9 protein-coding genes and 7 pseudogenes are annotated in these 15128 nt (G+C 64.3%); 6 read left to right on the top strand and 10 right to left on the bottom strand.

Annotation, left to right across the window (positions count from 1 at the left end):
• Positions 1-53 precede the first annotated feature (53 nt).
• The 7 genes and pseudogenes from C9F11_RS46610 to C9F11_RS46580 form a co-directional block, all read right to left on the bottom strand.
• Positions 54-932 carry an IS3 family transposase gene (locus tag C9F11_RS46610; RefSeq protein WP_269078183.1) on the bottom strand — a complete coding sequence of 293 codons (879 nt, stop codon included), beginning with the start codon at positions 930-932 and terminating at the stop codon, positions 54-56.
• A 144-nt stretch (positions 933-1076) separates the two neighbouring features.
• Positions 1077-1292: a transposase gene (locus C9F11_RS49545; RefSeq protein WP_249402394.1), complete on the bottom strand. Its 216-nt coding sequence runs from the start codon at positions 1290-1292 to the stop codon at positions 1077-1079.
• Between the two features lie 51 nt (positions 1293-1343).
• Positions 1344-1937 (bottom strand): annotated as a pseudogene (locus C9F11_RS46600) (IS6 family transposase); the annotation flags it as partial.
• Positions 1938-2061: 124 nt separating this feature from the next.
• The gene (locus C9F11_RS46595; protein WP_138968591.1) at positions 2062-3078 is read right to left on the bottom strand and encodes a terpene synthase family protein; all 1017 of its coding nucleotides are present in this window, start codon (positions 3076-3078) and stop codon (positions 2062-2064) included.
• Between the two features lie 167 nt (positions 3079-3245).
• Complete coding sequence (gene uppS / locus C9F11_RS46590; RefSeq protein WP_249402393.1) at positions 3246-4022, bottom strand: polyprenyl diphosphate synthase; 777 nt, start codon at positions 4020-4022, stop codon at positions 3246-3248.
• On the bottom strand, positions 4019-5380 hold the full coding sequence (locus C9F11_RS46585) for a cytochrome P450 (protein WP_171076246.1): 1362 nt from the start codon (positions 5378-5380) through the stop codon (positions 4019-4021). The genes uppS and C9F11_RS46585 overlap by 4 nt, the downstream gene beginning before the upstream one ends.
• Positions 5381-5394: 14 nt before the next feature.
• Positions 5395-5667, bottom strand: a complete 273-nt coding sequence (locus C9F11_RS46580) for a hypothetical protein (RefSeq protein WP_138968586.1) — start codon at positions 5665-5667, stop codon at positions 5395-5397.
• A 341-nt stretch (positions 5668-6008) separates the two neighbouring features.
• Here C9F11_RS46580 and C9F11_RS46575 point away from each other — a divergent pair.
• Positions 6009-6365 (top strand): annotated as a pseudogene (locus C9F11_RS46575) (ATP-binding protein); the annotation flags it as partial.
• A 64-nt stretch (positions 6366-6429) separates the two neighbouring features.
• Here C9F11_RS46575 and C9F11_RS46570 read toward each other — a convergent pair.
• Positions 6430-7188 (bottom strand): annotated as a pseudogene (locus C9F11_RS46570) (IS3 family transposase); the annotation flags it as partial.
• A 509-nt stretch (positions 7189-7697) separates the two neighbouring features.
• Between C9F11_RS46570 and C9F11_RS46560 the strand changes: the two are divergent.
• Together C9F11_RS46560 and C9F11_RS46555 are read left to right on the top strand one after the other, a co-directional pair.
• Positions 7698-8006 (top strand): annotated as a pseudogene (locus tag C9F11_RS46560) (transposase); the annotation flags it as partial.
• Positions 8007-8558: 552 nt separating this feature from the next.
• Positions 8559-9374 carry a class I SAM-dependent methyltransferase gene (locus C9F11_RS46555; RefSeq protein ID WP_138968582.1) on the top strand — a complete coding sequence of 272 codons (816 nt, stop codon included), beginning with the start codon at positions 8559-8561 and terminating at the stop codon, positions 9372-9374.
• 175 nt (positions 9375-9549) lie between these two features.
• On the opposite strand, the pseudogene C9F11_RS46550 reads toward C9F11_RS46555, so the two are convergent.
• Positions 9550-10722: pseudogene (locus C9F11_RS46550) on the bottom strand (IS110 family transposase); the annotation flags it as partial.
• A gap of 310 nt (positions 10723-11032) precedes the next feature.
• Between C9F11_RS46550 and C9F11_RS46545 the strand changes: the two are divergent.
• Together C9F11_RS46545 and C9F11_RS46540 are read left to right on the top strand one after the other, a co-directional pair.
• Positions 11033-12268 (top strand): IS110 family transposase, encoded by a 1236-nt coding sequence (locus tag C9F11_RS46545; RefSeq protein ID WP_138968580.1) that lies wholly within the window; start codon positions 11033-11035, stop codon positions 12266-12268.
• 187 nt (positions 12269-12455) lie between these two features.
• Positions 12456-13268, top strand: coding sequence for a class I SAM-dependent methyltransferase (locus tag C9F11_RS46540; protein WP_138968577.1), 813 nt, complete (start codon positions 12456-12458; stop codon positions 13266-13268).
• A gap of 178 nt (positions 13269-13446) precedes the next feature.
• Here C9F11_RS46540 and C9F11_RS46535 read toward each other — a convergent pair.
• Positions 13447-13692 (bottom strand): annotated as a pseudogene (locus C9F11_RS46535) (IS5/IS1182 family transposase); the annotation flags it as partial.
• 48 nt (positions 13693-13740) lie between these two features.
• Here C9F11_RS46535 and C9F11_RS46530 point away from each other — a divergent pair.
• Positions 13741-14924 (top strand): annotated as a pseudogene (locus C9F11_RS46530) (IS701 family transposase).
• Positions 14925-15128: the final 204 nt, after the last annotated feature.

The raw sequence follows: 15128 nt of genomic DNA, 5'->3' as shown, positions 1-15128 counted from the left end.
ACCAGCGCACGGTGGCCGACGGTGTGTCAATCCCCTCGCTGCGTGGAGACGATCTATGCGGCCGGTCCCTCGGCGAGGGTGGCTCGGTAGTCACGTTCGTAGTCGATCGGGCTCTTGAACCCGCATACGCTGTGTAGCCGCCTAGCGTTGTAGAAGTCGGTGATCCAGGTGGCGATCCTGATCCGGGCCTCGGTGCGGGTGGCGAAGGTGTGCCGGTAGACGTACTCAACCTTGAGGACGCTGTTGAACGCCTCGCTCACGGCATTGTCGAAACAAGATCCGACTCTGCCCATGGACTGGACCACGCCGAGCTTGCGGCAGGCCCGCCGGAACTTCCCCGAGCAGTATTCGCTGGCCCTGTCCGTATGCATGATCACGCCACGGACGTCGCCACCTCGGGTGGCCGCGGCCATGTGCAGGGACGCGACAGCGAGTTCGGCATCCTGCCGGGCGCCCATTGCATATCCGAGCAGCCGACGGGAGAACAGACCGATGACGGTGGCGAGGCAGAGCCTGCCCTCGCCGGTGTCGATCTCGGTCATGTCGCCCGCCCAGACGAGGCCGGGCTCCTCGGCATGGAAGTCGCGGCGCACGAAGTCCGGGGCCGGCGCCCGCTTGCCCGGCCGGGTCAGGCCCCGGCGCCGGCAAATTTTCCGCCCGGCCAGACCGAGTTCGGCCATCAGCCTGGCGACGGTGTTCACCGAAACCCGCCATCCTCGGCAGATCAGCTCGATGAACACCTTCGGCGAGCCGTAGGTGCCGCCCGAGCCGCGGAAGATCTCCTCGATCTCCTCTGCCAGGTGCTGTCGGCGTATCTCCCGCGCGGTGGGCGGACGGTCGCGCCACTTGTAGAACCACGACTCCGACACCCCCAAAGCGCGGCAGGCGGCTCGGTACGGAATCTTCTGCCCGGCCTTGCAACTGCTGATCACCCCGACCGCGACGGCCGGGTCAGCGTCAGCTGCTTCACCCACAAGGCCACGAATCGCTTGCACACATCACGCTCCCTCTCCAGCTCCCGGATGCCCTTGTCCTTCTCCCTCCTCTCGGCCCGCAGCCGCTCCAACTCCGACCGCTCACTCTCCCGCAGCCGGCCACCAGGCGGCTCGGCCACCGGCCGGTCCGACGACGGCGAGCCCGTTTCGCCGGGCCCGCGACACCCAGCTGTGCAGCGTCCCGGCATGGATGCCCAGATCCGCAGCCACCTCCGGAATCGGCTTCCCGGTCTCCAACACGATCCATACCGCCCCCTCGCGGAACTCCGCATCGTAGAGGCGCTTCTTAGATGCCATGACCTCAACTGTCCCTCCGGTCACGGTCTCCACAGCACGAGGGGAGCTTCAGATCCGGGAGAAGGCGGCGAGGAATCTCTGCGCCGCGCCGACTGAGCGGAAGCCTTTCATGGCCCGCTCCCGTTGCCGGGTCGGTTGGTGGCTGTCCTCGGCCCGGTTGTTCAGATACTTCGAGGAGCGGTGCTCGACGGAGGGCATGACCTGGCGGTGGGCGGCCCTGTAGCTGCGGAGCTTGTCCGTCACGATCACGCGGGGCGTCTGGCCGGTGTGCTGCAGCAGCTTGCGGAAGAACCGCTTCGCCGCAGCCGTGTCCCGCTTGCCCTGAACGAGGATGTCCAGGACGACGCCGTCCTGGTCCACGGCGCGCCACAGGTAGCGGGTCTCGCCGTTGATCTTGATGAAGACCTCGTCGAGGTGCCATTTGTCCCCGGGCCGAGGGCTGCGCCGGCGCAGCGAAGCGACGTACACAGGGCCGAACTTGACGCACCAGCGGCGGACCGTCTCGTAGGAGACCACCACGCCCCGCTCGAGCATCAGCTCCTCGACCTCCCGGTACGACAGAGGAAACCGGAAGTACAGCCACACACAGTGAGTGATGACCCCCACCGGGTACCGGTGGTTCTTGTACGACGGCGACGCACCCACGAACGGCCCCTCCACGAGACACCCCACTCGAAGATCATCTCATGGCACCCCAACAACGTGACAACGCCGTATTGCCCTATTGGGCCCCTGTCCGGAAACTTCGGGGCCCCTCACCTTCACCGACTCAACCGACTTTGGAACGCCCCTGAGTGTCCAGGGCCTGGTATCGCGGTGTCTTCAGCCCCCACGTGTAGACGCCGTCGACCCAGCGGAGCATCACGGATGCGTGTCTCCGGACGTTCTCCGTGACGGCGGGATTCACGCACACTTCGTTTACGGTGGTGGCGCATTCATGACGGAGTCCGCTGATGAGGGCGAGCGCGCAGGGGAAGGTGCTGCTCGTCGGGACCGCGTATTCACGAGCGATGATGCGGATGAGACTTGGATCTTCACCGTTATCCGCTTCCTTGTGGCAGCTCTGCAGGTCGTTGTCCAACCCAATGAGTAGGTTGACCTGCTGGAACAGTCGTAGCAGGCTGCCCGGAAGCCCTTCTCCCGGTCCGACGAGCCCCGACTGGAGACGCTGAAGCCACATTCCCGGGATGGCCCCTGCTGCGATCTTGCGATGGCTCAAGTACTCGGCCATGGAAGGAAGGTGCCCTGTCTTGGCCCACTCCTGTCGTCGCTCGTATTCGCGGAACAGCGCGCGATACACATCAGCCAGACCTGGGAGGAGCTCTGCTCCCCCGGCTTCGACAATCTCGTTGCGGAAGTGGGTGACGGCATCATGATAGCCGCCGGTCGGCCGTGGGGGTGCACTGCCTTCCAAGATCTCCACGAGCGGCTTGGTGAGAGCCGCGATCGGGCGCTCATGGAGATCAATCGTATTGATGACGATGGGTAACGCTTCCGATTTTGCAATCAGCAGCTGAACGCGGGCGGGCGCATTCGGTGCGGCGAGTCCGGCGAAGTGCCCTAGCCGGGCTTCGACAATCGTTCGTCTGTACCGTTCACTCATACCGGTCGTCATGGCCCACTCAGCGAGAGCTGATTCGAGTCGACCCGTCAGCGGATGATCGGGGGGCGTCTCCCGATTCCTACTCAGCCGTTCAACGAGCCACGGGCGCAAGCCGCGATGGACTTCAGCGATATTCTCTGATTCGCTGCCGAATAACTTGGTGCCGGCCTGTGAGAATGTCATGGTTTCTCCTGGTGCAGGCGCATTGATTTGTAATGTGCGCTGGCCACGTAAAGGGACCACGCAAGCTGAGGACGGTGGACAGAGTGTGGCGTGTGCCGTTTGGGAATGGGTTTCAGACCCCAGTACGGCGTTCGGAGGCGGCGCGCCTTCTGCTGGTGCATCTTTGTTTAAATGCCATGGCGCCGCTGCCGTTTTGCGTAGGAAGAGAGTGCGTTCATCAAATCAGGTTGCGTGAAGTCCGGCCACAAGACGGGGCAGAAATAGATTTCGGACAGAGCCGTCTGCCAAGGCATGAATCCGGAGAGGTGCTGTTCTCCGGAAGTGCGGATGACCAGTTCCGGGTCCGGCAGTCCACCGGTGGTCAGGGCCCGGCTGAACTGCTCCTCGGTTACGGGCGTGGCCTTGGAGTGGCTCGGGGAGTCCGCAGCCCGCCGAGCTATCTCACGTACCGCGCTGACGATGTCCGCTCTGCCGCTGTAGCCGACCGCGAGGTTGACTTGGAGCCCCAGGGCATCACAGGTGCCTTTCTCCGCCGTGCTCAGCTCAGCTACCATGTCGGCAGGCAAAACTGCAGGATCGCCGAGGTGACGGATCCTCCAGCGCTGCCTGTCGGCCAGCCGGCCGATGAGGGAGGTAATGATCTCCAGGAGTTCGGAAAGTTCGGATGCGGACCGGTGCAGATTATCCTTCGAGAGTAGCCACCATGTGGTGATCTCGATTCCTGCGGACTCACACCACTCCAGGGCACTGCAGATGGTTTCCGCGCCCTGTCGGTGGCCTTCTCCCGGTCCATAACCGTGGGCGTGAGCCCAGCGACGGTTGCCGTCCACGATGAAGGCAACATGTCGCGGCCGCGGTGCAGGGTCGAGATCTCTGAGACCCGGTGACATGTCGGGATGAACCACATTGCGGCGTCCGTCATGTGTTTCAGGAGAGAAGGTCATGGTGTGTTCTCCTCGGTCGTGACGGTCCGGGCGTGCAGCTTCAGCAGAGTCCGCCGCGGGCGGAGAAAGGTCGTTAGTCGTTGTGGGCGCGGATCGGCCCCGGGAGCAATTTCCCATCGCCATCGGCCCGCGAGAGTGGCCAGCATGAGGATAGCTTCCGCCATGGCGTAGTTATCACCGATGCACTTGCGTGCGCCGTGCCCGAAGGTGGCAAAGGCGCCGCGCGGCAGTGTTGCGGCGCGCTCAGGCAGCCATCGGTCGGGGTCAAAGGTCCTGGGATTATCGAAGACCGCAGCGTTGCGGTGCAGAACATAGGGGCTGAAGACGACGGTGGTGCCGGTCGGGAGCGTTGTGCCCGCCAGTGTGACCGGCCTGGTGGTGGTCCGTGTGAGGAACCAGCCCGGCGGATAGAGCCGTAGGGTCTCGGTGATGATTCTTGTCGTGTACGGAAGCTGGGCGAGGTCCTCCCAGCGGGCAGGCCGGTCGGCAAGGACCGAGTCGGTTTCACGGTGGAGTCGCTTCTCTGCCGCGGGATGCTGCGTCAGTAGGTAGCAGGCCCAGGAGAGCGTTGCTGCCGTGGTCTCCGAGCCTCCCGCGATGAGCGTGACGACCTGGTCGCGGATCTGGTCTCCAGTAAGCGCGGCCCCGTCCTCGGTGCGGGCAGCGAGCAATGTGCTGAGTATGTCTTGGTGTTCGACTGGGCTGCGTTTGTACTGTGCCATGATCGCGTTCACTGTCATGGTCAATTGTGCGTTGGCCTGCTGGAAGCGTCGGTTAACGGGAAGGGGGAATCGCGCCAGCACCTTGGGCATGAGCATGCGCGCGAACACGTTGCCGAACGCAATCTCGTAGGACTGTCGAATGTCCTCCACGGTGTTATCACCGATATTGGTCGCGAAGAGAGAGCGTGCCACCGTACGCACAGCGATACCGTAGAAGGTGGGTAAAGCGTCGATGACGCTTCCTTCTTCCCAGCTCTTGGTCAGAGCCGAGATCTCCTGTTCCATAAATGTGCCGTACTCAGCCGTCCGTCGTCTGCTGAAGGCTGGCTGGAGCATTCGCCGCATGCCGCGATGATCTGCGTGCGGGCAGCTGGCCAGACCATTGCCTGCAATTTCTCGTACGCGGTCGTAGAACGGCCCGCCTTTGTCAAACACCTGGTCGTTGTTGAGTATTTCCCGTAGCAGCGCAGGGTGGCACGGTACGTACGCGCGGATCGGGCCGAGCTTGATCCGTACCAGGTCTCCGTGGGTGGGTAGCGATTCCAGGAAGCCGAGCGCATCGTACACAAAGTACGGTGCGTGGCCGAGCAGGGGTAGTACGCCGGGAGCCGTAGCCGAGGTGTATCCGGGAGGCATGGTAGGAAGGTGCGTCATCGCGTAGTCCATCCGCCGCCGACGGCCATGGCAATGCCCACGATGAAGGGTGCCTTGCCGGAGCGGATCCATGCGGCGGGCTCGGCGACTTCTTCGGGTACCGCGAACTGGCCGATCGGTCCTGAGACTGCGGCATGCTCCTCGGTGACCGCGCCCTGCCGGGCGGCGCCATGGACTACGAAGATGGTCGCCACCGCCACCCCGATCCCCGATGCGACACCGGTGATCAATGCAACCTTCCCAGCTCCAGCAAGAAGCGTTTCAGCCATGAGGATTACCTCCCTAAAGGTGGCTGTCGTGGGTAACGGGGTGGGGAAGCCTACGGAAAGTTCCTTCGACGGAGTGCCGACGCACGGACCCACCCGAACCCGCGGCTGATTCAGCACCTGCCTGACGCCTAAGTTGTCGAGGGGGGAACCCACCCGCCCAGAAACCCCTGGAGGCCGCGGTGAGTGGACATCACCTCACCATGGCCCCGGCCAGCCCAGCTCACACAAGGCGCAACCCACCCGCGCGTTGATGCGGACACGGCCTACGAAGCGCGCCCGGGAGACCGCTGACACACACCGCAGCCCGAACCCCCGCATCCGTGTGCACCCGTCCGTGCACACTCCTGGCGGACCTGGCCGGCGGCCACGCGGACCGGACCTGGGAGAAACGCATCCAGGAGCTGGTGCGGCCCGACGTCCTCACCCTCGACGACTTCGCGATGCGTCAGCTCGCCGCGGCACAGGCCGACGACCTCTACGAACTCGTCTCCGAGCGACAGGGCCGCTCTCTGATCATCACCAGCAACCGGGCCCCGAGCGACTGGTATCCCCTCTTCCCCAACCCCGTCGTCGCCGAGTCCCTCCTGGACCGACTGATCAACACCAGCCACCAAGTCATCATGAACAGCCCCAGCTACCGGCCGAACAAACGCCCCAAGAACCCGACCGACAAGCCCCGCAAGCCCCCAATCAAGTAATCCCCCTCACAGCCAGGACCTGTGAGGGGTCTCGCGCTTTCCGGGCAGGTGTCTGGTGATGACTTCACGCCGTGATGTGCAATGTCTGGTATTCGGTGTGGGCTTCGCGAGGTGGGCGGTTACCCACTGCCGAGTGGAGGTGTTTGTGTTTGTGCCAGGATTCGATGTACCGAGTGATGTCCTGCCGGGTGGCTTCGCGTGTCAGGTAAGTCATCCTGGATACACGCTCGTTCTTCAGCGCCGCGAAGAATGATTCCGTCATAGTGTTACTGAAACAGGTCCCGGTCCGTCCGGCGGAACGTGGAAGGCCGAGGTGTTTCAATGTCTCACCGTGCTCGGCTGGCCTGTAGTTCGATCCGCGGTCCGAGTGGAATATTGTGCCGTCTGTGAGTTTCCTGTTCCGGGCTGTGTTGCGGATGGCCCGGGATGTGAGGGGGGTGTGGTAGTGGTCGTCCATGGCGTAGCCGATGATTTCCTTCGTGCGGCGGTCGATGGCGGTCGCCAGGTACAGCCACCTCTCACTGGTGGACACGTAGGTGATGTCCCCGACCGGCTTTTGGCCGGGAGCGTCGGCGGTGAAGTTCCGGCCGGCGAGGTCAGGCGCGGGGCCGGGGGTGCCCTGGGTGAGGCCGAAGCGTTTCGGCTTCGGCTGGGAGGGCTCCAGGCCCGGTTCGCGCGTGAGGCGGCGGACCGGCTCCAGGCCAGCGGTGACGTCCCGGCGGTGCGGTTGTGCGTGGATGCGCCGGTGGCTGTAGGTGCTGTCGGAGTCCTCGAACGCCTTCGTGATGAGCAGTTTCAGTTCCTCACGCCGTTCGGCTGTCGCGGATTCGGGACGGCCTCACCAGTCGTAGTAGCCGGATTTGGAGACGCCGAGTCGCTTGCACCTGTACCCGACGCTGTACGCGTACTCCGTCGTGTCGAGCCGCGTCTCGTTGATGAACTCGTACGTGCTCGCTGCCGGGGATCCCCCGCGAAGTACGCTGCGGCTTTTTTCAGGAAGGTGTTTTCCATCTCGGCTTCGCGGATCCGGCGTTCCAGCTCTTTGAGGCGTGCTCGTTCGCTGAGCGTCAGTTCCGCGTCTGGCGCCGGCTCCTGGCGTGCCTTGTGTTTCTTCACCCAGCCCCGGAGGGTTTCGGGGTTCATCCCGGGCTCGCGGCCTGCTTCGGAGATCGTCTTACTCGAGCTCAGCGCGACCCGGACGGCTTCTTCACGGAACTCAGGTGTGTACTTGCTGAGTGACGCCACATCGTGCTTCCTCGTTCCCTGTTCAGGGAAACCCTATTGGGTCCCTGTCCGGAAACTTCGGGGCCCCTCAGCCCTCTCGTGAAGGGCATCCCACCTATCCGCTCACGCCGGGGACGCCGGCGGCGCAAGCCCGCCAAGCTCCACGCAGACAAGGGCTACGGCTACGCCCACCTGCGGCAATGGTTACGCGGGCGAGGCATCACCCACCGCATCGCCCGCAAGGCAGCCGAGTCCTCCCAACGGCTGGGCGGCCACCGCTGGATCGTGGAACGCACGATGGCCGGGCGCGCCGGCTGCCGCCGCCTGCGCCGACGCTACGAACGTAAGGCCGAACACTTCCTGGCCTTCACCAGCATCGCCTGCACCCTCATCTGCTACCGAAAACTCACCAAGTGAGATGCCTTCTTAACAATCCACCCACAACCACCACGGAACTAACGAAAAACTCAGTAGGCAATCGTCCGATACATCGAGATATTCTACAATCATCGACGCCTCCACTCCGGACTCTGCTACCAAACGGCCGCGGAAGTGCACGCCGAGCACGAAGAGTTGCAGGCCGCAGCGTAGAAGCCCTTCGATACCACCGTCCGAGAAACGCAGGGCGGCTCAACCGAACGAGTTCGAACAATAGCTGATCACGTCACGTGAGCTGTCACTCATCGCATGAAGCCCACTGCCCGCTCCCGGGATCAACCTCAGGCCTCCCCGAGTTCGGACTCCAGCCTGAGCCGAGCGTCCTGCGCACAGGAGTGGGAGACCTCGCCCTGTCATCGCGTCAGTATGTCGAACTCGGATTCGAGGTTCCCTGGCCTTCATGGATAGCGCGAATCGCAATGAAGCTTCTTCGATGCGCCGGGCGCACACCTAACGTTCCTTTATCTTCCCTTGATCCGGGTAAGGATTCCGCTTGGAGGCGGAGGGCTGAGGGACTATGGGAGGTATGTCATGGCGGCGGTATCGGAGGGGTCTCGTGATGAGGGTTATGGGGCGGGGCTGCTCGACCACGGGATCCCGCAGGAGCGACGGCGTCTGCAAGCCCTGGAGGCGTTCGCGGATCCGGGCACGTGCTCTGCCATCGAGCACCGCGGCATCCGGGCGGGCTGGCGCTGTCTGGAACTGGGCAGTGGGGCTGGTTCCGTGGCACGGTGGCTGGCCGCGCGGTGTGCGCCCGGACAAGTGGTGGCCACGGACATCGATATCCGGCTGCTGCCCCGGGATGTGCCGAACCTTTCCCCCCTGCGCCACAACGCAGTCCATGAGGACTTTCCCCTCGCATCCTTCGATCTCGTGCACACCCGTGCCTTGCTCGAGCACCTGCCCGAGCGCGAGGAAGTCCTCGCCCGGATGGTCGACTGGACCGCCCCCGGTGGCTGGGTACATGTGGACGGCGTGATCATCATTCCGCCCCCGGACACTCACCGAAACGCCTACCACCGCAGTGTCACCGCCCTGATCAACCTGGCCGCCGGCTCCATGCAGGCTGACTTCCGATGGGCCACTGCCCTGCCCGGACTGCTCACGCAGCTTGGCCTTGAAGACATCGGCCTCCACTGCACCCCAGGCCTCGTCGGCCGAGGCCGCAACGCTGACGCACTCCTGCGCCTCACCCTCGAACAGACAGGGCCTGCCATGACCAGACAAGGACTCCTCACCCAGCAAGACCTGACCGCCTGCAGCGACCTGCTGGACACCAGCGGGTTCACCGACCTTGCCTTCCTCCTCCTCTCCGCCAGCGGCCGACGCAAAGGCAGCGCACGCTGAGCCCCGGTCCCATCGTGCGTCGACGGACCGGGAGGCGACAGAACGGGAAGAAGTACCTCGCAGCGTGTAAGTGAGGATTCTCAATGAAGTTGTCATTCAGGTCTGGTGACTCGCAGTGAGCGGGTCGGCCCAGCGCGATCGGGCTCGGCGGAGCGGTGATCTGGAAGGCACGGCCATCGCGCATGAGGGCCCACAGGGCGTTCGGGCGGCGGTGCGCAAGGGCGATGACGGTCTGGCGGTGGCCTTTGCCTTCGGCTCTCTTGCGGTCGTAGAACGCCTCCGAGGCTGGGCAGCACCTGGCCGCGGCCATCGCGGGCAGGTAGAAGACTCGCGGCAAGCGTCGGCAGTAGCGGCGGGGGCGACGCATGTTCCCACTGATTCGCCCCGAGTCCTTTGGCGCCGGGGCCAGGCCAGCGACGCCAGCCAAGCGGTCGGAGGTACCGAAGACGCTTATGCCCCCACCGGTGTGGGCGATGGACTCGGCGCCCAGGACGAGGCCGGGGCCGGGGCCGGGGCCGGGCATGCTCAGGATGATCTCGGCGTGTCGGTGGTCGCGAAACCGACCCTCGATCAGGACGTCGGTCTCGGCGATCTCCTCACCGAGGGCCATCACCTCCCTCGCCAGCTTGGCCACCACGACCGCGGCGAACTTCTCCCCGGCGACGGCGGTGTGCTGGGCTTCGGCTGCCTCGACAGCAATGGCCGCGACGAGCTGATGGTTGCGGATCTTCCGGTTCCTCAGCCAGGTCTCGAGCCTGCTCTTGCCCACGCGGCGGAGACTGGCCGGGGCCTGGTAACCCGTCAGCAGCACGAGGGAGGCCTTCGAGATCTTGTCGTCGAAGGCCCACTCCAGCGCGGGGAAGTACCCCAGCATCTGGGCCCGCATCCGGTTGATCGCCCTCGTGCGGTCAGTGGCCAGGTCCAGGCGGCGCGAGGTGAGGATACGCAGGTCAACGGCGATGTCGTCGCCGTGGTGCATCGTCTGGAGATCGCGGCGCATGCGTGCCTGGCCCGCGATGACCAAGGCGTCCTTCGCATCGGTCTTGCCGTCGCCCCGGCAGGAGCCCGAGGCGTGGTGGACAGTGCGGCCGGGGATGCAGAGGACCTGCTGCCCGTTGCCAGCCAGCAGCGCGATCATCGGCGCGGCCCCGCCGGCATTCAGATCAATCGCCCAGGTCACCGGCTCCCCTTCGCTCAGCTCCAGCACATCACTGATCACTTTGAGCAGTGCGGACTCGTCGTTGGCCACCCGCCGCGGCAGTCTGCACTAGGCGTCGGCGTCGATCACCACACAGTGATGCTCGGCTTTGCCCGCGTCCGTACCGGCCCGGAGCTCGGGCACGGCCACCTCCGAAGTCGTTCCAGTACTGATCCCAGCAGACGGCCTCGCCAGCGAGTCCTTACCAAGCGATCTTGCCGCGCGTGTCCCAATGAGCAAGCCGGAGGTCCTGCGGGCGTCGCCCCGAAGGCGGGGAAATGGGTCTCGTCCGGCCGACGTCGTGGCCTCTTGGCGTGTCCGAGCCCGTCAATCAGCAGGACGCTGGGGGACCTGCTTGTCAGGCGCTCGGAAGTGTTGCCTTGAGCACGCGTATCAGCTTCTTTCGCCGTTCGGGTCCCCGCCGACGCCCCAGTTGGGTGGCGAAGGGAAGGAGTCGACCGTGGACGTGGTCTATGAACGCCGCGCCGGGATCGACATCAGCAAGGCGGACGTGAAGGTGTCTATCCGGGTGCTGGACCGGGGCAAGGGGACCCGGCGCCGCAGCGAGGTCCGCACGTTCCCGGCCCTGACCTCGGGACTGCTGGCGATGCGGGACTGGCTGCTGGCCGAGGGGATCACGGTGGTGGGGATGGAGGCCACCGGCTCGTACTGGAAGCCGGTGTTCTACCTGCTGGACAACGACATGGATTGCTGGCTGCTCAACGCCCGTCACATGAAGGCCATTCCGGGCCGCAAGATCGACGTGAAGGACTCCGAGTGGATCGCCAAGCTGGTCGAACACAGCCTGGTCCGCCCCTCGTTCGTGCCGCCGCGGCCGATCCGACAACTGCGCGGTCTCACCCGGTATCGCACCGATGTGGTGCGCGAACGGGCCCGGGAGGCCCAGCGGCTGCAGAACCTGCCGGAGGACTGCAGGATCAAGCTCACCTCGATGGTCTCCGACTTTCTCGGTGTTTCCGGGCGCCGGATGCTCGAGGCCCTGATCGGCGGCACGCGTGATCCGAAGGTGCCGGCCGAGCTGGCCGCTCCGAATCTGCGGACCCGGCGCGAGGTCCTGGTCGAGGCGCTGACCGGCTACTTCACCGATCATCACGCGTTCTTGGCGCGGACCATGCTGGACCAGATCGACGAGGCGACCGCGATGGAGCGGCGCCTCAACGCCCGGATCGAGGAACACGTCCGGCCGTTTCAGCGGAAGGTCGAGCTGCTGGCCACCATCCCCGGGGCGAGCGCGCACACCGCCGAGGTGATCCTCGCCGAGATCGGTGCGGACATCACCCGCTTCCCCTCGGCCGGCCACCTCGCCTCCTGGGCCGGAGTGTGTCCGGACAACCACGAGTTCGCGGGCAAGAGCCCTTCGGGCCGCACACGCCCGGGCGATACCTGGCTCAAGGGCGTGCTTAGTCAGGCCGCACTGTCCGCGATCCGCACCAAAGACACCTATCTCGCCGCCCGTTATCGGCGCCTGGCAGGCCGCCGCCGGGCCCTGGTCGCCCTTGAGCACTCCATCCTCGTCTCGATCTGGCACATGTTCACCCACGACAAGGAGTACGCAGACCTCGGCGGCGACTACTTCCTCGAACGCACCGGCAAGAACCGTGCCACCCGCCGCCTCGTCAGCCAGCTCAACCACCTAGACTACCAGGTCAGCCTCCGACCCGTGGGAGTCACATGAGACGGGCTGACCAGCACCGACAACGGATTTTCGTATCAGTGGCCGAGTCGTCGCGGGATGCCGGGCGGCCAATCCTTTTGAAGCCACCGATGGGCTGGAGAAACCAAGCCACACCCAGTATCCCTGGGCCTTCCGATCCTACGAGTGACCGGAATCGACCCACCAACAACGTAAGGAGATCTCCGACATGACTGGATTTGATGTGCAGCGTACGTACGATCTCGCGTCCAAGACGTACAACGAGCTTCGTGACCTAAGTAGCTCACTGGTGACAGTGACTGACACAATCACCAGAAATCTTGATATCTCTTCGGGTGATCGCATTCTGGATGTCGGATGTGGCACCGGATCCGTTTCCTTGAGTGCGGCTCGACTGGCCACCGGGGCTGGATCGGTGGTAGGCGTGGATATCTCGCAAAGCATGGTCGAGTTCGCTCGCATCAATGCACGGAATGCCGGGGTCGATAATATCGAATTCATCGTCTGCGATATGGATGAATTTAATTTCCCGGCGGAGTCATTTGACTCTCTCGCGTGCGCTTTGGCGTTATTTTTCTCCCGGGATATGCCGGAAGTGATCTCGTCATTCTGGAGGCTACTCCGGCCGGGAGGGAGGCTCGCCCTCGCCACGCTCGGCCGAAACATCCTCCACCCCGTCTCCGGCGCATTCTTGGACTTGGCTCAACTTTACACCCCAGACTTGGATGTCAGCGCACCTTGGAATAAAGTGGAAGATCTGAGTCATCTTCGCCGCCTCGTCGAGGAAGCGGGCACCTATGAAAGAATTTCACTCGATCACCAGGATGCTGTAATGAACCTCGAGAGCGCGAAGGATGGATGGGAATATCTTATGGGGAGTGGATTCAGAAACTATATCATGCAGCTCGATAAAGACACAGTGGAGCGAATTCGCCGCGACATCAATGAATGGATGGAGCGGAACGCCATCCGCCACCTGACGCTTGGAGTAAACTACGTGACTGCGGTGAAGTCGACATAGGGGGTGGTTTCACTGAGGATGAAAGGACTGAGGTGTTCCCAATAAGATGGTGTGGGGCGTGTTGCCGGGTCCGGGTAGACGTGAAGCCCCTGTTAGGACGGTTTTTTCCCAGAGAGCTGTCCGTGTCACCAGCCAGGGCGGCTTTAAACTCGGGCTGTGGTGAGGCTTAGAGATCATCTTATTTGGCCAGTCGGCGATAGCGGATGAGGGTGCAGGTGATGCTGGCGAAGGCAGGGAAATGGATGGCTTTGCGTTCGTAGCGGCGGTGGAGTCGGCGGCATCCTGCGGGCCAGGACATGGTGCGCTCAATGGTCCAGCGGTGGCGTCCGAGTCGTTCTGAGGACTCGATGCCTTTGCGGGCGATGCGGGGTGTGATGTGCCGGGACCGGAGCCATTGCCGCAGGCGGCGGTTGTCGTAGTACTGCAACGGTGCTTGCTGTGATTGGTGGCCAGTTCGGTCGTTGGCGTGGTTATGGGTGGAGACCTTGCTGATGTCAGGTTGTGGGCGGGTGAGCTCGAGGTGGTGCATGAGCGGTTCGTGCATCGGTTCAGCCGGGAGGAGCCGTGTCAGTCGGCGCTGGCGTATATGCGGGGGCTGGTTGCTCCGCTGGAGCGTAAGAACGGCTGGACACTGGCGGAGGAGGCCGGGCATAGCGGTCCCGATCGCATCCACCGGCTGCTGAACTGCATCGAGTGGGATGCCGACGAGGTCCGTGACTACGTCCGTGACTACGTCGTCGAGCACCTCGGAGACGAAGGCGCCATTCTGATCGTTGATGACACCGGCTTCCTCAAGAAGGGCATCCGCTCGGCCGGGGTCCAGCGGCAGTACTCCGGCACCGCGGGACGCACCGAGAACTCCCAGATCGGCGTGTTTCTCGCCTACGCCACCGGCCAAGGACGCACGCTCATCGACCGGCGGTTGTATCTGCCCACCTCCTGGACGGACGACCGCGAACGCTGCCGCCGGGCCGGCATCGACGACGACGTCGCCTTTGAGACGAAGGTGGCCATGGCCAAGGCAATGGTCCGCCGCGCGATTGCGGACCGGGTTCCGTTTCGGTGGGTGACCGCGGATGCCGCCTACGGCTTTTCCAAGGGCTGGCGTTTTGAGCTGGAGCAGGCCGATGTCTTCCACGTCATGGCCACCACCCGGCACGACACCGTCGTCACCCGCTGGGCGATCGACCACCCCGTCCACGAGCTGTTCACCAGGCTCCCCCGCCAGAAGTGAAAGCGCCGGTCCTGCGGCAGCGGGGCTCACGGCCTACGGATCTACAACTGGGCACGCGTCGAGGTCAGGCCCTGGCACCGGCCCGACCGCCGCCACTGGGTCCTCGCGCGCCGCAGCGTCAGCCGGCCTGGAGAGGTCTCCTACTACATCGCCTACTGCCCCGCCCGGACCACCCTCGACGACCTGATCCGCATCGCGGGCAGCAGATGGGCGATCGAGGAATGCTTCCAGAGCGCGAAGCAGGAGTGCGGCTGGACGACTACCAGGTCCGCCGCTACCCCGGCTGGCACCGCCACATGACCCTGGCCATGGCCGCCCACGCCACCTTGACCATCCTGCGGGCCCGCGAACTCGACACGGACAAAGCAGAAACGGATCCTCCGACCTCATCCACCTCAGCCTCGCCGAGATCAGACGCCTGACCTACCGCCTCACCCAACGCCGGCCCGTATCCGTCGAGTGCATCCTGCACTGGTCCCGCTGGCGCCGGAAAAGGCAGTACCAAGCCCGCCGCAGCCACTACAAACGACGCGGCCACACACCACCAGAAACTGCCCACCCGTCACAGCAAGCACCGTTGCAGTACTACTGAGTTTTTCGTTGGTTCTGTGGGTGCAGGGGCTTCG

The sequence above is a fragment of the Streptomyces sp. YIM 121038 genome (genome assembly GCF_006088715.1).
In the GTDB taxonomy this organism is placed as follows: Bacteria; Actinomycetota; Actinomycetes; order Streptomycetales; family Streptomycetaceae; genus Streptomyces.
Note: the sequence above shows the minus strand (reverse complement) of the source record. Positions and strands in the feature narration are given on the sequence as shown.